Source organism: Alkalithermobacter thermoalcaliphilus JW-YL-7 = DSM 7308, assembly GCA_001584565.1.
GTDB lineage: Bacteria > Bacillota > Clostridia > Peptostreptococcales > Peptostreptococcaceae > Alkalithermobacter > Alkalithermobacter thermoalcaliphilus.
On record LSFY01000001.1, the window covers coordinates 417995 to 438829 of the forward strand.

At 29.1% G+C, this 20835-nt stretch carries 19 protein-coding genes, 1 riboswitch and 1 other annotated feature; all 19 genes read left to right on the forward strand.

All coding sequences use genetic code 11. The annotated features are described in order from the left end of the window. Positions 1-6 precede the first annotated feature (6 nt). Positions 7-118, forward strand: a riboswitch (TPP riboswitch). An 82-nt stretch (positions 119-200) separates the two neighbouring features. Continuing rightward, a complete protein-coding gene (gene thiS / locus JWYL7_RS02255; RefSeq protein WP_066068308.1) occupies positions 201-395 on the forward strand; it encodes a sulfur carrier protein ThiS in 195 nt (64 codons plus the stop codon). Position 396: 1 nt separating this feature from the next. Next, entirely contained in the window at positions 397-1203 is an 807-nt protein-coding gene (gene thiF / locus JWYL7_RS02260; RefSeq protein WP_066068311.1) for a sulfur carrier protein ThiS adenylyltransferase ThiF, read from the forward strand. Between the two features lie 12 nt (positions 1204-1215). Continuing rightward, on the forward strand, positions 1216-1992 hold the full coding sequence (locus tag JWYL7_RS02265; protein WP_066068314.1) for a thiazole synthase: 777 nt from the start codon (positions 1216-1218) through the stop codon (positions 1990-1992). After that, positions 1992-3095: a 2-iminoacetate synthase ThiH gene (gene thiH, locus JWYL7_RS02270; RefSeq protein ID WP_066068316.1), complete on the forward strand. Its 1104-nt coding sequence runs from the start codon at positions 1992-1994 to the stop codon at positions 3093-3095. The genes JWYL7_RS02265 and thiH overlap by 1 nt, the downstream gene beginning before the upstream one ends. A gap of 18 nt (positions 3096-3113) precedes the next feature. Next, positions 3114-4427, forward strand: coding sequence for a phosphomethylpyrimidine synthase ThiC (gene thiC / locus JWYL7_RS02275; protein WP_066068319.1), 1314 nt, complete (start codon positions 3114-3116; stop codon positions 4425-4427). Continuing rightward, positions 4427-5050 (forward strand): thiamine phosphate synthase, encoded by a 624-nt coding sequence (locus JWYL7_RS02280; RefSeq protein ID WP_066068321.1) that lies wholly within the window; start codon positions 4427-4429, stop codon positions 5048-5050. The genes thiC and JWYL7_RS02280 overlap by 1 nt, the downstream gene beginning before the upstream one ends. Continuing rightward, positions 5016-5846: a bifunctional hydroxymethylpyrimidine kinase/phosphomethylpyrimidine kinase gene (gene thiD, locus JWYL7_RS02285; protein WP_066068325.1), complete on the forward strand. Its 831-nt coding sequence runs from the start codon at positions 5016-5018 to the stop codon at positions 5844-5846. Before JWYL7_RS02280 ends, thiD begins: the two co-directional genes overlap by 35 nt. Further along, positions 5836-6459: a thiamine phosphate synthase gene (gene thiE / locus JWYL7_RS02290; protein ID WP_066068328.1), complete on the forward strand. Its 624-nt coding sequence runs from the start codon at positions 5836-5838 to the stop codon at positions 6457-6459. The genes thiD and thiE overlap by 11 nt, the downstream gene beginning before the upstream one ends. A 127-nt stretch (positions 6460-6586) precedes the next feature. Then, on the forward strand, positions 6587-7933 hold the full coding sequence (locus JWYL7_RS02295) for a TrkH family potassium uptake protein (protein ID WP_066068331.1): 1347 nt from the start codon (positions 6587-6589) through the stop codon (positions 7931-7933). Positions 7934-7948: 15 nt separating this feature from the next. Then, the gene (locus tag JWYL7_RS02300; RefSeq protein WP_066068334.1) at positions 7949-8599 is read left to right on the forward strand and encodes a potassium channel family protein; all 651 of its coding nucleotides are present in this window, start codon (positions 7949-7951) and stop codon (positions 8597-8599) included. A gap of 6 nt (positions 8600-8605) precedes the next feature. Then, positions 8606-9406: a 23S rRNA (guanosine(2251)-2'-O)-methyltransferase RlmB gene (gene rlmB / locus JWYL7_RS02305; protein ID WP_066068337.1), complete on the forward strand. Its 801-nt coding sequence runs from the start codon at positions 8606-8608 to the stop codon at positions 9404-9406. Between the two features lie 39 nt (positions 9407-9445). Then, positions 9446-9664, forward strand: a binding site (T-box leader). A 65-nt stretch (positions 9665-9729) separates the two neighbouring features. Further along, positions 9730-10749 carry a phenylalanine--tRNA ligase subunit alpha gene (gene pheS / locus JWYL7_RS02310; RefSeq protein ID WP_066068340.1) on the forward strand — a complete coding sequence of 340 codons (1020 nt, stop codon included), beginning with the start codon at positions 9730-9732 and terminating at the stop codon, positions 10747-10749. Between the two features lie 12 nt (positions 10750-10761). After that, positions 10762-13140: a phenylalanine--tRNA ligase subunit beta gene (pheT, locus tag JWYL7_RS02315; RefSeq protein WP_066068344.1), complete on the forward strand. Its 2379-nt coding sequence runs from the start codon at positions 10762-10764 to the stop codon at positions 13138-13140. Between the two features lie 57 nt (positions 13141-13197). Next, positions 13198-13701 (forward strand): cell division protein ZapA, encoded by a 504-nt coding sequence (locus JWYL7_RS02320; RefSeq protein ID WP_066068347.1) that lies wholly within the window; start codon positions 13198-13200, stop codon positions 13699-13701. Between the two features lie 48 nt (positions 13702-13749). Next, positions 13750-14361 (forward strand): DUF421 domain-containing protein, encoded by a 612-nt coding sequence (locus JWYL7_RS02325; protein ID WP_066068351.1) that lies wholly within the window; start codon positions 13750-13752, stop codon positions 14359-14361. Between the two features lie 11 nt (positions 14362-14372). Next, positions 14373-16772, forward strand: coding sequence for a U32 family peptidase (locus JWYL7_RS02330; RefSeq protein WP_066068355.1), 2400 nt, complete (start codon positions 14373-14375; stop codon positions 16770-16772). A 65-nt stretch (positions 16773-16837) separates the two neighbouring features. Next, positions 16838-17950: a SpoIIE family protein phosphatase gene (locus tag JWYL7_RS02335; RefSeq protein WP_066068358.1), complete on the forward strand. Its 1113-nt coding sequence runs from the start codon at positions 16838-16840 to the stop codon at positions 17948-17950. Positions 17951-17995: 45 nt separating this feature from the next. Further along, entirely contained in the window at positions 17996-20371 is a 2376-nt protein-coding gene (locus JWYL7_RS02340; RefSeq protein ID WP_066068361.1) for an endonuclease MutS2, read from the forward strand. Between the two features lie 11 nt (positions 20372-20382). Then, on the forward strand, positions 20383-20826 hold the full coding sequence (locus tag JWYL7_RS02345) for a 2-thiouracil desulfurase family protein (RefSeq protein ID WP_066068366.1): 444 nt from the start codon (positions 20383-20385) through the stop codon (positions 20824-20826). The last annotated feature ends 9 nt before the right edge of the window (positions 20827-20835 follow it).

Here is a 20835-nt window from a genome sequence, read left to right on the forward strand (position 1 = left end):
TTACATAGAAACCACTAGGGGAGCTGGATAATGGCCAGCTGAGAAAAAGATCCGTTAATCTTTGACCCTTTAACCTGATCTGGGTAATACCAGCGTAGGGAAGTGTATAGTGCATCGTTTTTTGTTTGTGTACACAAACCCTACTTTGGGTTTGTGTTTTTTATTTGCAAAAAAATTCATCGCAAAAGGAGGTGAAGTATATGGTTATAAATGGAAAACAATTTGATATAAATGAAGAAATTACAGTTTATCAATTACTTATAGATTTAAACTTAGATCCAGATACTGTAGTAGTTGAAGTGAATTTACAAATAATTGATAAAGAAAAATATAAGTCTAAAGTTTTAAATAATGAAGATAGAGTTGAAATAGTTAGGTTTGTAGGGGGAGGTTAATTTGAATATATATGTGAATGAAAATATATACTCTTTTGAGCATGAAGTGACTGCATTTGAAGTTAGGGATGCTATAAAAAAAGATGCAGATATTATAATCTTTAATGGTTTTATTATAAAGGAAGATATTGCTCTTAAAGATAATGATAAGATTGTTTTGATAAAAAGAGGAGAAATTCCAACTAAGCAAGAGCTAGAATACCTTTTAGTTTCAAGACACTCTCCTGAGGTACATGAAAAAATAAAAAATGCTAAAGTAGCAATAGCAGGACTTGGCGGGCTTGGATCAAATGTGGCTGTACTTTTGGCTAGAATGGGTATAGGAAAGTTAGTATTAGTAGATTATGATGTTGTAGAGCCTAGTAATTTGAATAGACAACAATATTTTCTAAAGCATATTGGAATGAGGAAAACTGATGCTCTAGCTCAAATCATAGCTGATATTAATCCATTTGTTACTGTTCAGACAAAAAACGTTTTCGTAGAGCGAGATAATATAAAGTTTATATTCTCAGATGTAGATGTAATAGTTGAAGCATTTGATAATCCTAAATCTAAAGCAACTTTAGTTAATGAAGTGCTTATACAAATGTCGAGTAAAAAAATAGTAGCATCTTCTGGTGTAGGAGGGTATTTCTCATCTAATCTTATTAAAACAAAGAGAGTTACAGAGAATTTTTATCTTGTAGGAGATGGATTTTCGCAAGCAAGACCGGGCCTAGGACTTATGGCTCCGAGGGTGTCAATTGCTGCTAGTCATCAAGCCAATATGGTAATAAGGATTTTACTTTCTCAGGATGAAGCTTAAGGGGGGATTTACATGGATAATCTTATAATAGATGGAAAAATCTTAAAGAGCAGATTGTTTATAGGAACAGGGAAATTTTCTTCTAATGATATTCTTCCAAAAGTTATACAGTCATCTAAAACTAATGTTGTAACAGTTGCATTGAGGAGAGTTGATTTAACTTCTAAAGAAGACAATATCTTAGAATATATAAATAAGGATTGTATTTTAATGCCAAATACTTCTGGAGCAAGAAATGCTCAAGAAGCTGTAAGGATAGCTAGACTTGCAAGGGCAGCAGGTTGCGGGAATTGGATTAAGATAGAAGTAATCTCGGATAACAAGTATTTACTTCCTGATAATTATGAAACTATAAAAGCTACAGAGATTTTAGCTAAGGAAGGTTTTGTAGTTTTTCCTTATATGAATCCTGATCTTATGGATGCAAAGAGGTTAGTTGACGCTGGGGCAGCATCTATAATGCCTTTAGGGGCACCTATTGGAACTAATAAGGGGTTAAAAACAGAAGAGATGATTTCAATATTAATAGAAGAGATAGATATACCTATAATAGTAGATGCAGGTATAGGTAAACCATCTCACGCTGCAAAAGCAATGGAAATGGGGGTTGATGCCGTTTTAGTAAATACTGCTATAGCTACATCTGATGATCCAGTTATGATGGGAGAGGCGTTTTATCATGCTGTAGTAGCAGGGAGAAAAGCTTTCTTAGCTAAAACAGGTGCAGTAAAAAAATATGCTCAAGCATCTTCTCCGTTGACAGGGTTTCTAGATGGAGGGGACATTTAATGGGCTTTTACGATAAATACAGTCTATATAAAAACTTTAACTTTGAAAATTTTTATATAAATGTAAAAGATTCAGACATAGAAAATGTGTTACGTAAGGATAAGTTAAATGAAATAGACTTATTAACATTACTTTCTCCGTCTGCAGAGAAGTACTTAGAAAAAATAGCTACAAAAGCCAATGAAATATCTGTTAAGCAGTTTGGAAAGACTATATTGCTTTACACACCCATATATATATCGAATTTCTGTAGGAACGTATGCTCTTATTGTAGTTTTAGTTTAAGAAATAAGATAGATAGAAAACAGTTGACTTTAGATGAAATAAAAGAAGAAGCTAAGGCTATTTATGAAAATGGGATTAGGCATATTTTAATCTTGACTGGTGAGGACAAAATTAAAACACATATATCGTACTTAAAGGATTGTATAAGAGTTTTAAAACAATATTTCGATTCTATTTCAATAGAAATATATGCTCTGGATGAAAAAGAATATAGAGAACTTATTAATGAAGGAGTAGATGGCTTAACTATATATCAAGAAGTATATAACGAACAGATGTATAGCAAAGTACATATATCTGGAGATAAGAAAAATTATAAATATAGGTTAGATGCTCCAGAAAGAGCTTGTAGGCAAAATATTAGATTTGTAAATTTAGGTGTATTACTTGGACTTTATGACTGGAGAAGTGAAGTATTCTTTATGGGACTTCATGGCAAGTATCTTCAAAATAAGTATTCTCATGTAGAAATAAGTTTTTCTTTTCCAAGAATTAGACCTTTTATTGGAAGTAATTTTAAACCATACAAGGTAACAGATAAAAATCTGGTTCAGTCGATACTTGCTTTAAGATTGTATATTCCAAGAGCAGGGATTAATATTTCTACAAGAGAAAATGCTTTATTTAGAGATAAGATTATTCCACTTGGCGTAACAAAAATGTCAGCAGGAGTTTCAACGCAGGTTGGCGGTTATTCATTAGATAATAAAGGAGTTAGTCAATTTGATATTTGTGATACAAGAAGTGTAGAACAAGTAAAAAAAGCCATTATATCAGCAGGATACCAGCCAGTATTTAAAGATTGGATGATTATATAAAAAGGGGGAGATATTATAATGAATTATACAACTCAAATGGATGCAGCTAAAAAGGGTATTGTTACAAAACAAATGGAGATTGTATCTAGAAAAGAACAAATAGATGTAGAGAAATTGATGGATTTGATAGCTAAGGGAAAGGTTGTAATATGTGCAAATAAAAATCATAAATCGTTAGATCCAGAAGGAATAGGGGAAGGACTAAGAACAAAAATTAATGTAAATGTAGGAATTTCAAAAGACTGTCCTGATATAGAAAATGAGATTGAGAAAGTAAAAAAATCACTAGATCTAAAGGTAGAGTCAATAATGGATTTAAGTTCATTTGGAAAAACAGAGGAGTTCAGAAAAAGATTGATACAAATATCTCCTGCTATGATAGGAACAGTTCCTATATATGACGCTATTGGATTTTACGATAAAGAACTTAAAGATATAACAGCAGATGAGTTTTTAGATGTAGTAGAAAAACATGCTAGAGATGGCGTAGATTTTATGACAATACATGCGGGATTGACAAAAAGAACGTGTGAAACATTCAAAAAAAATAAAAGACTTACAAATATAGTATCTAGAGGGGGGTCCCTACTTTTTGCTTGGATGGAGTTGAATAACAAGGAAAATCCGTTCTATGAGTATTATGATAAGGTTTTAGATATATGTGAAAAGTATGATGTTACTATAAGTTTAGGGGATGCTTGTCGTCCTGGAAGTATAAATGACTCAACAGATGCTTCTCAAATAGAAGAACTTATAATACTTGGAGAGCTTACAAAAAGAGCATGGGAAAGAAATGTACAAGTAATAATAGAAGGTCCAGGACATATGTCACTTGATGAAATAAAAGCTAATGTACTTATACAAAAGAAACTTTGTCATGGTGCTCCTTTTTATGTACTAGGACCAATAGTTACAGATATTGCTCCAGGATACGATCATATAACAAGCTCTATAGGTGGAGCTATTGCAGCAGCTAACGGAGTTGACTTTTTATGTTGCGTAACTCCAGCAGAACACCTTAGACTTCCTACACTTGATGATATAAAGGAAGGGATTATAGCATCTAAAATAGCTGCACATGCAGGTGATATAGTTAAGGGAATAAAAGGAGCTAGAAATTGGGATTACAAAATGAGTGAGGCTAGAAGAAACTTAGACTGGGAAGAAATGTTTAAACTTGCGATAGATCCTGAGAAAGCTAAAAGATATAGAGAAGAATCTAAACCTAAACATGAAGATAGTTGTAGTATGTGTGGTAAGATGTGCTCAATGAGAAATATGAATAAAATATTATCAGGAAAGGATATAAATATTTTAAGGGATGATGAATAGTGTTATATCTAGTAACAAATAGAAAATTAATAGGCAAAAATAATATATACAACATAATACAAGATGCAACAGAAGCAGGAATAGATGCTGTTATATTGAGAGAGAAGGATTTAAGCTCTGATGAGCTTTACCAAATGGGAATGTATATAAAGAAAATACTTTCTAAAAATAATATACCTTTGATAATAAATAGTAACATAGAAGTAGCAAATAGACTAAATGCGAGTGGAATTCAAGTAAGTTTTGTAGATTTTTTAAATAAAAATATAAATTTCAATGGAAAAATAGGAGTATCAATACATAGTATAAATGAAGCAATACTATCAGAAAGATTAGGAGCTAGCTATGTATTAGCAGGACACATATTTAATACTACATGTAAGCCTAATCTTGATCCAAAAGGAATAGATTTTATACGAGAATTAAGAAAAAACATAGATATTCCAATAATATGTATTGGAGGAATAAATAAATATAATATAAGGAAGGTATATGAATCTGGTGCAAGTGGAGCAGCAGTTATGTCTTTAATAATGCAAGCAGAAAATGTATCTAAAACTGTAAAAGAATTGAAAGGAGCATTATATAATGAGAACAGCATTAACGATAGCTGGATCGGATAGCTGTGCAGGAGCTGGTATTCAAGCAGATTTAAAAACCTTTTACGCACACGGAGTATATGGAATGAGTGTTATAACGGCAGTAACAGCTCAGAATACAAAGGGAGTTATAGGAATTGAAAATATTTCAGCTGATATGGTTGAAAAACAGCTAGATGCAATATTTACAGATATAAAAGTTGATGCAGTAAAGGTAGGTATGCTTTCAAATCGAGACATAATAAAATCAGTAAGTAGAAAGTTGAAAAAATATTCACCAGATAATATAGTTTTAGATCCAGTAATGGTTTCTAAAAGTGGACATACATTATTAGGCCCAGATGCAAAAGACATATTACTGAAAGAGTTACTACCATTATGCACTATAGTTACACCAAATATTCCTGAGGCTGAAGTTATAACAGGTGTTACGATCAATTCTATTAATGATATGAAAAAATCTTGTAAGGTTATTTTTGAAATGGGAGCTAAAATGATATTAATAAAGGGTGGACACTTGAGCACAGATCCAGTAGACATTTTATTTGATGGAAAAGGTTTCAAGTACTTTATAGGTAAGAGGATACATACAAAAAACACACATGGAACAGGATGTACCCTATCTTCTGCAATAGCTTCGAACTTGGCAAAAGGATATTCTGTTGAAAAATCTATAGTAAAAGCTAAAGAATACATAACTATAGCTATACAAAATTCATTATCTATTGGTAAAGGTATTGGCCCTACAAATCATTTTTATAGTATTTATAAAAAATGTAATATGCTCAAAGAGATTGGTGAATTTAAAAATGAATGTTAATTATTCTCTTTATTTAGTAACAGATAGAGATATACTTAAAGGTAAAGATTTATTTAAAAGTATAGAAGATGCTATAATAGGTGGAGTTACAATTGTACAAATTAGAGAAAAGAATATATCGAGTCTAGAATTTTACAATATAGCTAAAAAAGCTAAAATGGTAACTGATAAATATAATATTCCACTCATAATAAATGATAGAATAGACATAGCTATTGCAGTTGATGCATCAGGAGTACATCTAGGACAACAAGATCTTCCTGCTATAGTAGCTAGAAACTTGATAGGTAAAAATAAGATTTTAGGAATTTCAGTATCGAATCTTGAGCTTGCATTGAAAGCTGAAAAGGACACAGCTGATTATATAGGTGTTGGAGCAGTATTTAACACAAATACAAAGAAAAATACAAACAAAGTTTCGTTAGATGTGCTAAAACAAATAAAATCATGTGTAAATATACCTGTTGTAGCTATAGGCGGAATAAATGAAACGAATATAAAAAGCATACAAAAAACAAATGTAGATGGTATTGCAGTTGTATCAGCAATATTAGGAAAAGATGATATTAAGAATGCATCTAAAAATATTAGTACAATTATAAATAGAAGGTAAGTTTTAAAAGGTCTTTCCTTTAAAAATCTAAAGGAAGACTTTTTTATTTTTTCCCTTTAAAATTAATGTGTTATTTGATAATATATAACTTGAAATTTTTCAAAGGTATACAAAAGAGGTGAACAAAATGTTAAGATATACCAGAAAGAAAAGGTATAAATATATCCCTTCTCAAATAATAGTAGCAGGGTTTGCAGCTATTATACTAGTTGGAGCATTATTACTTAATTTACCTATAGCTACAAATAGTGGAGAGAGTGTTGGTTTTTTAAATGCTTTATTTACATCTACATCAGCAGTATGTGTTACAGGATTAGTAGTTGTAGATACAGGTACTTACTGGAGTAAGTTTGGAAAACTAGTTATACTTATTCTTATACAAGTTGGTGGGCTAGGATTTATGTCTATGGCCACGCTGTTTTCAATGTTAATTGGAAAAAAGATATCTCTTAGAGAAAGACTTATTATTCAAGAATCTTTAAATCAAAATGAACTTGAAGGTCTTGTAAGACTAACAAGACATATCCTTGCGGGAACATTTATTATAGAAGGGATAGGAGCATTATTATTGTCTTTTGTGTTTGTTCCACAAATGGGCTTTTTAAAAGGAGTAGCGTATGGAATATTTCATTCAGTATCAGCCTTTTGTAATGCAGGATTTGATATAATAGGAAATGGAAAATCTCTTACTCCGTATGTAGACAACTTAATTGTAAATATAGTTATAATAAGCCTTGTTATATGTGGAGGAATAGGATTTACTGTAATAATGGACATACTAAAAAAGAGGAAGTTATCAAGACTTACTCTTCATTCTAAGATAGTTTTATCAATGTCACTCATTTTAATATCTATAGGATTTGTATTATTCTTTATCTTTGAATTTAATAATCCAGATACATTAGGAAACCTATCTTTGAAGGGAAAGATATTAGCAGCTTTATTTCAAGCTGTAACACCTAGAACAGCTGGGTTTAATACAATAGACTTAGCTAGTTTAGAAGATACATCTAAATTTTTAACTATTATATTAATGTTTATAGGGGGTTCACCTGCATCAACAGCAGGAGGTATAAAAACATCAACCCTAGCAGTTCTTGCATTTGCAGTTATAGCTCTTGTAAGAGGTAGAGAAGATGTAGAAGCTTTTAATAGAAGAATATCATATACAGCTGTAAATAAGGCGTTAGCAGTAGTTGCTATAGGGATTACACTTATTATATTTGTAACTATGGGCTTAAGTTTTACGCATAATTTTGAATTTATCAATGTATTCTTTGAATCTGTATCAGCATTTGGAACAGTAGGATTAAGTCTTGGAATAACATCTGAACTTTCAAATATAGGAAAGATTCTTATAATTTTTTCAATGTTTGCTGGTAGAGTTGGAGCATTAACTATATTGATAGCTCTTGCAGCTAGACAAAAGAAAAGTATAGTAAGATATCCAGAGGATAAAATATTAGTTGGATAGAAAGGAGCTAAAATTATGAAGCAGTTTGTTGTAATTGGATGTGGAAGATTTGGCTCATCAGTTGCTACGACTTTGTATGGATACGGAAATGATGTATTAGCCATAGATAAATCAGAAGAAAAAGTCCAAAATATATCAAATTTTGTAACCCATGCAGTACAAGCTGATGTAACAGATGAAAATGCACTTAAATCACTTGGAATTAGAAATTTTGATGTAGCTGTTATAGGAATAGGAACAGATATACAATCATCTATAATGGCTACTTTGATAGTTAAAGAATTAGGAGTTAAATATGTTTTATGTAAGGCACAAAATGAACTACAAGCAAAAGTTTTATATAAGATAGGAGCAGATAAAGTAGTATTTCCTGAAAGAGACATGGGAGTTAGAGTTGCTCACAATTTAGTATCTAAAAATGTTATAGACTATATAGAATTAGATCTTGAATATTCTATAGTTGAGATAGCATGTCCACAAACTTGGATAGGAAAAAGCATAAAAGAATTAAATTTAAGGGCAAGCTATGGTATAAATGTTATGGCTATAAAACAAGGAGCTAATATAAATATATCTCCAGCAGCTGAAGATACCTTACAAGAAAATGACATATTAATAGTTATAGGTAAAAATCAAGATATAAATAAAATTGAAAAAAAGGGATAGATAACTATGGTTGTAAATATAACTAGTAAAGAAAATGAAAAAATAAAATATATAAAATCTCTTTTGAAAAAGAAAAATAGAGTTAAAGAGAAAAAATATATAATAGAAGGATATAGAATAGTCAAAGATGCCTTTTATAAAAGTGTAGCTATAGATTGTGTAGTTTTAAGCGATAATTTTGATCAAAAATATAGCGATTTTATAGAGGAAATAAAAAATAAGAATGTAAGTATTTACATGGTTAGTGATAAACTATTTAAAGAAATTTCAGATACAGATAATCCTCAAGGAATACTAGCTGTTGTAAAGTATGAAATTAAAAATTTAAGAAAGATTATTTCAAGTAAAGATTTAAATTTTGTATTGATACTAGATAGAATACAAGATCCAGGGAATATGGGAACTATAATTAGAACTGCAGATGCTGCAGGAGTAGATGCTATAGTTTTACTAAAAGGATGTGTAGATATATATAATCCGAAAGTTATAAGATCTACTATGGGGTCAATATTTAATACAAATATAATAGAATCTGAAGATGAAGGTGTATTAACCTATATAAAAGAAAATGGATTTAAAATAATATCAAGTACACTTAATACAAATAATTACTATAACAAGATTGATTACAAAGGGAAAATAGCATTGGTTGTAGGAAATGAGGCTAATGGAGTAAGTAAAGAAATTATTGATTTATCAGATGAGCTTGTTAAAATACCTATATATGGACAGGCTGAATCTTTAAATGCAGCTATAGCATCTGCACTTTTGATGTATGAAATAAAAAATTCATTGTATTGTAAATAAACCTTTATTATGTTATAATTTGGTTTAAAAAGTAGATAATTAAATGCTATGATGGAGAAAAGTACTTTGATCTATTTTATCACAGAGAGGGATATTATTAGCTGAGAGTATCCTATAAAATGACAAAGGAAGTTCACTCCGGAGCTTTAAGGTCGAAAAAGTTAGAGTAGGCCTTAACGTTATGATGCGTTAATTCATTAGAGAGGTCTTTTAAAGACTATTAGGGTGGTACCGCGGAGCTTAACTTTCGTCCCTACAGGGATGAAAGTTTTTTTAGTTTAAAAATACTTAACATTTATATAAATCTAGAAAGGGTGGTATATTTGAAAGAGCAATTATTATCTATAAAGGAAAATGCCCTATTAGAAATAAATCAGTGTACTAAAATAGAAGATATAGAAAATGTAAGGGTAAAATATCTAGGTAAAAAGGGAGAAATTACAAATATATTAAAGGGAATGGGTAAATTATCACAAGATGAAAGACCTATTATAGGAAAAATAGTTAATACTGTAAGAGAAGAACTCGAAGAAAGTATACGTATTAAAAAAGATCATATAAAAGAGAATGAAAAATATGAGAAATTAAGATTAGAAACTATAGATGTTACAATGCCATCAAGAAAAAGAAGCATAGGGAAAAAACATCCTATAACTCAGATAATGGATGAACTTAAGTATATATTCACAGGAATGGGATTTAAAGTTGCTGAAGGACCAGAAATAGAAACTGTATACAATAATTTTGATGCTTTAAATGCTCCTAAAAATCATCCTTCAAGAGAAATGAGCGATACATTTTATATAAATGAAAATTTACTTTTAAGAACTCAAACTTCACCAGTACAAATAAGAGCTATGAAAGCTATGCCTCTTCCTATAAAGATAATATCTCCAGGTAGATGCTTTAGATTTGATGCACCAGATGCAACACATTCTCCAATGTTTCATCAATTAGAAGGATTAGTTATAGATAAAGATATAAATATGACTCATTTAAAGGGAACTTTAGATGCATTTGTAAAACAGTTTTTCGGAGAATCTACAAAAACTAAATTTAGACCACATAATTTTCCATTTACTGAACCTAGTGCAGAAGTAGATGTTACGTGCTTTAAATGTAAAGGAACAGGATGCTCTATGTGTAAAGGTGAAGGATGGATAGAAATATTAGGAGCTGGAATGGTTCATCCTAATGTTTTAAGAAATTGTGGAATAGATCCTAATGAATATAGTGGATTTGCATTCGGTATGGGAATAGATAGAATTGCTATGTTAAAGTATGAAATAGATGATATAAGATTATTATTTGAAAATGATATGAGATTTTTAAATCAATTCTAAAGGAGGTAAACTATGTTAGTACCTTTAAAATGGCTTAGAGACTATGTAGATATAGATATAGATGTAAAAGAATTTGCTGATAAAATGACAATGACTGGATCAAAAGTAGAAAAAATAGAAACGCTAGGTAAAGATATAGAAAATGTAGTTGTAGGAAAAATACTAGAAATTACTAGCCATCCTAATGCAGATAAGCTTTTAATTACAAAAGTTGATGTTAAAGAAAATATAATTCAAGTAGTTACAGGAGCTAAAAATATAAAGGTAGGGGATTATGTCCCAGTAGCTTTAGTAAATGCAAAACTTCCAGGTGGAATAAAAATAAAAAAAGGTAAGCTAAGAGGAGAAGTATCTGAAGGAATGATGTGTTCTCATGAAGAACTAGGCATTCCAGCAAATATGGTAGATGATTCTAAGAAAGATGGAATATATATACTAGATTCATGTCAAGAAGTTGGAAAAGATATAAGGGAAGTTTTGGGAATAAATGATTCAATACTAGAGTTTGAGATAACATCTAACAGACCAGATTGTTTATCTATAATAGGTATAGCAAGAGAGGCTTGTGCTACTTTAGGAAAAAAAATAAAATATCCTGAAATAAATATAAAAGAAAGTGATGAAAATATCGATTTTAAAGTAGAGATAAAAGATGAAGATATATGTAAAAGATATGCAGCAAGAATAGTTAAAGATGTAATCATTAAGCCATCTCCATATTGGATGCAAAGAAGACTTATAGAGGCAGGAATAAGACCTATAAATAATATAGTAGACATAACAAATTATGTTATGATAGAAATGGGTCAACCTATACATGCATTTGATTTATCTAAAATCAAAGGTGAAAAAATAATAGTAAGAAAAGCTGAAAATAAAGAAACAATAAAAACACTAGATGGTATAGATAGAGTATTAGATGAAGAAATGATTGTTATATCTGATGAAGAAAAAGCTATAGCACTAGCAGGAGTAATGGGTGGACTTAATTCTGAAGTAGATGAAAATACAAAACAGATACTTATAGAAAGTGCAAACTTTAATTCAGATAAAGTAAGATATGCATCGAAAAAGATAGGTCTTAGAACAGAAGCTTCTTCTAGATTTGAAAAAGGAATTGATATAAATTTAGTAAAAACAGCGTTAGATAGGGTATGCCAACTAATAGAGCAAACAAACTCAGGAACAGTACTTAAAGGATATGTAGACAATTATAAACAAGTCTATACTCCAAAAAGTTTAGTTGTAGACCCTAATAGAATAAATAAATTACTAGGAGAAAACTTAAAAGTAGATCAGATAATACAAATACTAGAAAGCTTAGAGTTTGTATGCGAATATAAAGATGAAAAGATAAGTATAACTGTTCCTTCTTACAGACTAGATATACATCAAGAAGCAGATATTTTAGAAGAAGTAGCTAGAATTTATGGTTATGACAAAATATCTTCAAATCCTATATTCGGTCAGACTACGATGGGTCTTAAAACTATAGGACAATTATTTGAAGAAAAGATAAAACAATCATTAATATCTATGGGCATAAATGAAATACTTACATATTCTTTTGTAAGCCCTAAAGGTCTAGATATGATAAAATTACCTGAAACTTCAATCAAGAGAAAACTAATAAAAATAATTAATCCTCTTGGTGAAGATACAAGTGTTATGAGAAGCACGTTAATTCCTAATATAATGGATGTAATGAGCAGAAATAATTCTTATAAAGTTTCTGAGTTTGCCGGATTTGAATTAGGAAATATATTTATACCAATGCAAGATATAATACCTGTTGAGAAAAAATCGATAGTTGTAGGGCTTTATGGAAGTTATGATTTCTTTGATTTAAAAGGTATATTAGAAGAATTATTTGAAAATATAGGATTTAATAAATATGAAATAATTCCAGAAAAAAATCATCCAACTTTCCATCCAGGAAGATGTGCAAATATAATATACAATAATAATATAATAGGGGTATTTGGAGAAATTCACCCTGATGTTTTAGAAAATTATGATCTAAATAAAAGAGCTTATGTAGCAGAACTTGATTTTGAACTTTTATTACTTCTTTCAAGAGATAATAAAACATATAAACCTTTACCAAAATATCCAGCTAGTAGTAGGGATTTAGCAGTTGTTGTTAGAGATGATATATTCGTAAAACAAATAGAGGATATTATAAAAGAAAACTCTAATGGAATAATAGAAAGTTTTAAACTATTTGATGTGTACAAGGGAAGTCAAATAGAAAAGGGATATAAATCGGTAGCATATTCTATAACATATAGAAGTGAAAATAAGACTCTTACAGATGATGAAATAAATTTAGTTCACAATAATATAGTTAAAGATCTTGAAGAAAAATTAGATGCTAAATTAAGGTTGTAAAAAAGATAAAAAAAATATACAATACTATTAAATAGGATTAGCTGAGGGGCTGATAATGTGAATAAGGTTACTGTAAAGATAAATGGCCATGAATATACTATGGTCGGATCAGAACCCAAAGAATATTTGTTGACAGTAGCAAATTATGTAGATGAAAAAATGCAGGAAGTGGCTAGAATAAACCCCAAACTTAGTACTGCTATGATAGCTGTACTTACTAGTTTAAATATAGGGGATGAACTTTTTAAGTGTAGTTATGAACTTGACAATGTAAAAGCACAGCTAGAAAAACCGCTTCAAAATCTTGAAGATGCTAATACAACAGTAAAGTCTTTGAAAGAAGAAGTGAGACTAAAACAAGAACAAATAGAAAACATGCAAAAACAAATTTTACAGTATAACAAGCAAATAAGTGAATTAGAAGAAAAGAATAAGCAACTCGAAGAACAGTTAAAAGAAAAAGATAAAAGGATTAAAGAAGCAGAAGAAATTGTAAGCGTATTTCAAAATAGGCTTTATGACTATCAAATGAAGATAGTAGAGCTAGAAAAAAGAGAATAAAAGAAAATACCTCCAGGGAAAAATAAAAAAAAACCTGGAGGTTTTGTTATGTATGATATGAAAGATTTTTATTCAGATATTATGTATGCCGTAAGGATATTGGGAGGATATGCTGTAGCACTTACAGTAGCAAGACTTATGGGCAAAAGAAGTGTAGGAGAATTGGGAGTATTTGACTTAGTCTTAATGACAGGAGTAGGTCATATAATGAGTACTGTTGCACTCGATAAAGAAGTTCCATTTCATGATGCTGTATTAATTTTAATGATACTAGTACTTCTTGAAAATATAGTATCCTATATAGCACTAAAAAGCAGAAAACTAGGCGAGTTAATAGAAGGAAAGCCTATGCATCTTATAAGAGATGGAAAACTTTTATTTGATAATATGAAAAAGGAAAAGTTTAATGAAAGAGATTTACTTCAGGAACTTAGAAAAAAAGGAATAAGAAAAGAAGAAGAAGTAGATCAAGCTATAATTGAAGCATGTGGAAAGTTTAGTGTACTATTAAAAGAAGAAGAAGAACCTTTAAAAAGAAAAGATTTAGGTATAATAAAAGAGGGTCAAAGTCCTAAGTACCTAGATGATAAATTTAACGAAATAAAACAAGAATTAATAAACCTAAGACGAGAAGTAGAAAAAATAAAAAGAAAGATTTAGGAGATGGTATCTTGAAAAATATAGAGTTACTAGCACCAGCAGGATCATTTGATGCTTTAAAAGCTGCAGTACAAAATGGAGCAGATGCAGTATATCTAGGAGGGCAAGAATTTAGTGCAAGGGCATATGCATCTAATTTTGATAGAAAAACTTTAAAAGAGGCAATAGAGTATGCTCATATAAGAGATGTAAAGGTATATGTAGCTTTAAATACTTTAATAAAAGAAAATGAAATAAAAAGGTGTATCGATTATGTTAAGTATTTACATAACATAGATGTAGATGCTCTAATAATCCAAGATATAGGTATTGCATCTATAATAAAAGATAATTTTCCTGATCTTGAAATTCATGCCAGTACTCAAATGGTAGCACATTCTATAGAAGATATTAAGTATTTAGAAAAAATGGGCTTTTCTAGAGCAGTACTAGCAAGAGAACTTACAGTAGATGAAATAAAATACATTAGCGATAATAGCTTTATAGAACTTGAGGTATTTGTCCACGGAGCTTTATGTGTGTGTTATTCTGGACAGTGTTTGATGAGTAGTATGATAGGAGGAAGATCAGGCAATAGAGGAAGATGCGCACAGCCATGTAGAAAAGAGTATGACCTTGTAAATTTAAAAACATTAAAAAGAATAGATCATGGTAGAGGAAAATATTTATTAAGTCCTAAAGACTTAAATACAATAGAGAATATAGATAAAATAATAAATTCTAAAGCAGTATCTTTAAAAATAGAAGGAAGAATGAAAAGACCAGAGTATGTAGCAATAGTAGTTAGTGCATACAGACAAGTTATAGATAATTATATTAAAGATAATAAATTATATATAAAAGATGAAATTAAGGATGATCTATACTCTATATTTAATAGAGAATTTACTAAAGGGTATATCCTTAAACAAACTAGTAAAGATATTATGAACACTAAAAAACCTAATAATATAGGTTTATATATAGGAAAGGTATTAGATTATGATAAAAAAGCTAAAAAGGTTACTATAAAGCTTGAAAATACATTAAGAAAAGGCGATGGAATAAGTTTAGGTGGCGGAAATATAGGGAGAATTATATTAGGAGATAAGGTTGTAGATAAAGCTTATGCTGGTAGTATAGTAAAACTTGATTTTATTACAAATGTTAAAAAAGGTGAGAAAGTTTATAAAACTCTTGATAGTTATCTTTTAGATAAGGCTAGAAAAAGTTATGAAAATGATATAGAAAATAAAAAAATTCCTATTTATATCGATATAAATATAAATATAGATGATTATGTTAAACTTACAGTAGTGGATAATAGAAAAAATAAAGTTACAATTACTTCAGAAAAGAAGGCTGAAAAAGCTATTAATGTGCCTATAAGTAACGAAAAAATAAAAAATCAATTATCAAAGCTTAAAAATACACCTTATTATGCACAAAAGATAGATATTAACAAAGATGAAGATGTAGCAATACCTATAAGTGTATTAAATGAAATGAGAAGAGTAGCTATAAAAGAGCTAAATGAGAAAAGAGCTAACATAAACAAAAGAAAAGATATAAATATAAATTTTAATTTTGATAGTGAATACAAAAACTATACAAAAGATACAAAACTTAGAGTGAAAGTAAAAACTATAAATCAGTTAAAAGCTATAATAGATGAAGATATAGATCTTATATACTTTGATAATTTAAAAGATATACAAAAAGCTATAGAAATTTGCAAAGCAAAAGATAAAAAAATAGCATATAGTTTACCTAGAATTATAAGAAATGATCAATATAGTACTATAAATAAACTTTTAAATATAGACATAAGTGATATTCAGGTAAGCAATCTAGGAAGTATTAATAAATTTAAACAAAAATTTAATATACATGCAGATTATTTCTTAAACATATTTAACTCACACTGCATAAAATATTTAGAATCTGAAAATGTAAAGTCTATATGTATATCTCCAGAGCTTAATATAAGTGAAATAAAACAATCTTTAAATAGCAGTTTTAATATTGATATAGAAGGATTAGTGTATGCAAGAATACCTCTTATGATTTCAGAGTATTGTCCAGGAAGAAATTTAATAGATTGTGATAAATGTGATAAACACTCATATGGATTAAAAGATCAAAAAGGAGAGGTATTTCCAATATCTGAAGATGAATTTAAAAGAGGTATAATATATAATTCAAAGATATTATGTGTTGTTAATGATGTTGATAAGATACAAAATAGTGGAGTAAATGTTTTTAGAATAGATTTTACAAATGAAGATGAAAAAACTGCAAAAGATATAGTAAGAATGTATACAGTTTTATTAAAAAATAATTTTAAACTTACAAAGGAATGTGAAAATATATATAACAATTTAAAGCAACTTCAAATAACAAATGGACATTATTTTAGGGGGGTAGAGTAAATTTGTATGCATTGGCTAGAAGTGATATAATAATAGTATGATTTCCTTTAAAAGGAGGAGAGTATATGTTAGCTAAGACTTTAGGTATATCTAGTGTAAAGTTTCATAAAAATTTTATAGAAGATATATTAAATGGTATGATAGATTGGGTAAGGGTTATAGATAACACCGGAACTGTAATTTATGCAAATAAACATATGAAAGAAGCTGTAGGAGAGCAACTAATAGGATCTAGTTGTTATTACTCTTTAGGAAGAAAATGTATGTGTGAAGACTGTGTTGCTCAAAAAACTATAAAAACAGGAGCAACAAATGTAAAGGAAGAAATAGTAGGAGATAGAATTTTCTCAGTTATAAGCTCTCCTATTAAAGATATAGATGGTAATATATATGCAGTAGTTGAAGTATTTAGAGATATAACTGAAGATAAAAAATTGAAAAAACAGATAATAGAGAAAAATAATAAGATAAACAAAGACTTAGAATTTGCTAGGACTATTCAGAAAAATATGCTTCCAGATAAGGGAAATTTCGAAAATGTCAATATAGACTATATATATAATCCTTCTGAAGATTTAGGGGGAGATATATTTGATATATTTAAAATAGATGACAATAAAATAGGAATGTATATAAGTGATGTAGTAGGACATGGAATTGAAGCTTCAATGCTTACGATGTTTGTAAGACAAATGATGAGGTGTGGTTGTAAAAGCAGTTTAACTCCAAGTAAAGCATTAGAAAGATTGCATAAGAATTTTTTAGAGCTAAAATTAGATTATGATAAGTATGTAACTATATTTTTTGCAATTTTAGATAAAAAAGATGGAACATTGAAATATGCTAATGCAGGACACAATACATTTCCTATACTTTTTAATGAAAAAGATGTAAAACTATTAAAGACAAGTGGAAATTTAATATCTCCTCTTTTTGATAAAGTCGAGTACGAAGATAACACTATAAATATATCAAAAGGAGATAAAATACTGTTTTATACGGACGGTTTAATAGAAAATAGAAATAATAAAGGTGAAGAGTTTGGACTAAATAGATTAATAGACATTATAAAAAAAGATAGTAAAAATACAATACAGAATATAGAAAAGGAAGTAAATAGTTTCATAACAAATAAAAGAAAAGATGATTTAGCAGTTTTATTAGTAGAATATATGTAAAGCCTAAGGACTTTCTTTTTCTATATTTAGTTTTTGGAGGGAGTTATGAACGAGAAAACACTAAGAGTTTTAGAGTATAACAAAATAATGGATATGTTAAAAGAAAAAGTAGTATCTTCCTTGGGTTTAAATTATATCGAAAATTTAAAGCCTTCTTCAAGTTATGATGAAGTATTATCAATGCTAGATGAAACTAGTCAAGCAGAAAGTATTCTTATAAAAAAAAGATCAGTCCCTCTAGAAGGGTTACATGACATAAAAACTATAGTAAAAAAAGCAAGTATAGGATCTACCTTAGATCCTAAACAGCTTTTAATGGTAGCAGATACAATAAGATGTGCAAGACTTATAAAAAACTTTATAAAAGCTGAACAAGAACAATCAAATTATGAGATAATACATTCATTAATAGAATCTTTGTATATATTTAAAGACATAGAGGATTTAATATATAGTAGTATAGAAAATGAAAATGAAATATCAGATAATGCAAGCACACAGCTAAAAAGTATAAGAAGGCAGATAGTTCAAAAAAATGAAGCTATAAGATCAAAACTTAATTCGATAATATCTTCAAGTTCTTATCAAAAGTATTTACAAGAAAACATAGTAACTATAAGGGCAGATAGATTTGTAATTCCTGTAAAGCAAGAATACAGATCAAATGTTGAAGGAATAGTTCATGATCAGTCAGCATCAGGAGCTACTTTGTTTATAGAACCAATGGTAATAGTTAATATGAACAATGAGTTAAGAGAACTTAAAATAAAAGAAAAAGAAGAAATAGAAAGAATATTAAAGGAAATATCAGATAAAGTTGGGTCTATTGCAGATAACCTTATATCCAACCAAGAAATATTAGGTAAATTAGATTTTATATTCGCAAAAGGTAAGCTTTCTATAAGTATGAAGGCTATATGTCCTAAAATAGATACTAAAGGTTATATAAATATAAAAAATGGGCGACACCCTCTTTTAGACCAACAGTCAGTAGTACCTACAAATATATGGTTAGGTAAAGACTTTGATACATTAGTAATAACAGGTCCAAATACAGGTGGAAAAACTGTTACATTAAAAACTGTTGGCCTATTTCAACTTATGATTCAAAGTGGACTTCATATACCTGCAGACTGTGGGACTATTATGAGTGTATTTGATAACATATTTGCTGATATAGGAGATGAGCAGAGTATAGAGCAAAGCTTATCTACTTTTTCATCACATATGACAAATATAGTGAATATATTAAATGAAGTTACAGATAAGTCATTAGTACTCTTTGATGAACTTGGAGCAGGAACAGATCCAGTTGAAGGTGCAGCACTAGCTATGGCCATACTAGATTATTTACATAATTTTAATGTAAAAACAGTAGCAACTACTCACTACAGTGAATTAAAGCACTATGCACTTACAAAGCCTAGAGTTGAAAATGCTTCAGTTGAATTTGATGTGGAAACTTTAAGTCCAACTTATAAGCTTTTAATAGGTATTCCAGGAAAGTCTAATGCATTTGAAATATCTAGAAAGCTAGGACTGAGTGAATATATAATAGAAAATGCTAAAAAACTAATAAGCAGGGAAAATATAGAATTTGAAGAAGTTTTACAGAATATAGAAGAAAATAAAATAAGATTAGAAAAAGAAAGATTAGAAGCAGAAAAATTAAGAGATGAACTAGAAAATCTCAAAAAAGATTATGAAGAAAAAGTACAAGCATTAGCTGAAAATAAAGAAAAAATGATACAAGAAGCTAAGAAAGAATCCCAAAAGATAATACTCAGTGCAAAAGAAGAAGTAAATAATATAATAAAACAAATGAAAAAATTACAGGAACAAGAATATAATAGGGATACAAATAAAGAAATAGAAAATATTAAAGCTAAATTAAGTCAATCCCTAAAAGGTGTTCAAACAAGTGTTAAAGATATGATAGTTCCTAAAGTATCTAAAAAAGAATTAAAAGATATAAAGATAGGAGATGAAGTTAAAGTTGTAACATTAAATCAGCAAGGAACAATATTATCAATAGATAATAACAAAAAAGAAGCTTTAGTTCAAATAGGGATAATGAAGATGAATTTACCTTTTACTTCTTTAGAAAAAATAGATACAAAGAAAAATGAATTGTTAAAGACTGGTACAGGAAAAATATTAAAATCTAAATCTTCTAATATAAAAACTCAAATAGATCTAAGAGGTAAGAATTTAGATGAAGCTATGGAATGTGTTGATAAATATCTTGATGATTCGTACCTTGCAGGGCTTGATAAAGTAACTATAATACACGGGATAGGTACAGGTGTTTTAAAAAATGGAATAAAACAAATGTTAAAAAAACATAAGCATGTAAAAGATTTTAGAGATGGAGTATATGGTGAAGGTGGCGCTGGAGTTACAATAGTACAATTAAAATAGGAGTGATTTAGTTGATATTAGTATCAGCGTGTCTTTTAGGGGTTAACTGTAAATATAATGGGAAAAATAACAAAAATCAAAAGATTATTGATTATCTAAAAGATAAAAGGTTCATAATGGTTTGTCCAGAACAGTTAGGAGGGCTTACAACTCCTAGAGTTGCATGTGAAATAATTAGTGGATGTGGGCAAGATGTACTCGAAAACAAATCTAAGGTATTAAATAAAAATGGTGAAGATGTAACAGAAAATTTTATAAAAGGAGCATATGAAACACTAAAAATAGCCCAAGATTTTAACTGCAAAGAAGCTATACTAAAAGAAAAAAGTCCATCTTGTGGAGTAAGACAGATTTATGACGGAACATTTAGTGGAAATTTAAAAGATGGATGTGGAGTTACAGCATTTATTTTAAAAAGTAAAGGAATAAACTTAAAAAATGAGAATGATTTTTAAGGGGGAGAC

Excerpts from the sequence above, each read along its gene's own strand:
- thiS (WP_066068308.1), top strand. The coding sequence starts at position 201 with ATGGTTATAAATGGAAAACAATTTGATATAAATGAAGAAATTACAGTT.
- JWYL7_RS02265 (WP_066068314.1), top strand. The coding sequence starts at position 1,216 with ATGGATAATCTTATAATAGATGGAAAAATCTTAAAGAGCAGATTGTTT.
- thiH (WP_066068316.1), top strand. The coding sequence starts at position 1,992 with ATGGGCTTTTACGATAAATACAGTCTATATAAAAACTTTAACTTTGAA.
- thiC (WP_066068319.1), top strand. The coding sequence starts at position 3,114 with ATGAATTATACAACTCAAATGGATGCAGCTAAAAAGGGTATTGTTACA.
- thiD (WP_066068325.1), top strand. The coding sequence starts at position 5,016 with ATGAGAACAGCATTAACGATAGCTGGATCGGATAGCTGTGCAGGAGCT.
- thiE (WP_066068328.1), top strand. The coding sequence starts at position 5,836 with ATGAATGTTAATTATTCTCTTTATTTAGTAACAGATAGAGATATACTT.
- JWYL7_RS02295 (WP_066068331.1), top strand. The coding sequence starts at position 6,587 with ATGTTAAGATATACCAGAAAGAAAAGGTATAAATATATCCCTTCTCAA.
- JWYL7_RS02300 (WP_066068334.1), top strand. The coding sequence starts at position 7,949 with ATGAAGCAGTTTGTTGTAATTGGATGTGGAAGATTTGGCTCATCAGTT.
- rlmB (WP_066068337.1), top strand. The coding sequence starts at position 8,606 with ATGGTTGTAAATATAACTAGTAAAGAAAATGAAAAAATAAAATATATA.
- pheT (WP_066068344.1), top strand. The coding sequence starts at position 10,762 with ATGTTAGTACCTTTAAAATGGCTTAGAGACTATGTAGATATAGATATA.
- JWYL7_RS02325 (WP_066068351.1), top strand. The coding sequence starts at position 13,750 with ATGTATGATATGAAAGATTTTTATTCAGATATTATGTATGCCGTAAGG.
- JWYL7_RS02335 (WP_066068358.1), top strand. The coding sequence starts at position 16,838 with ATGTTAGCTAAGACTTTAGGTATATCTAGTGTAAAGTTTCATAAAAAT.
- JWYL7_RS02340 (WP_066068361.1), top strand. The coding sequence starts at position 17,996 with ATGAACGAGAAAACACTAAGAGTTTTAGAGTATAACAAAATAATGGAT.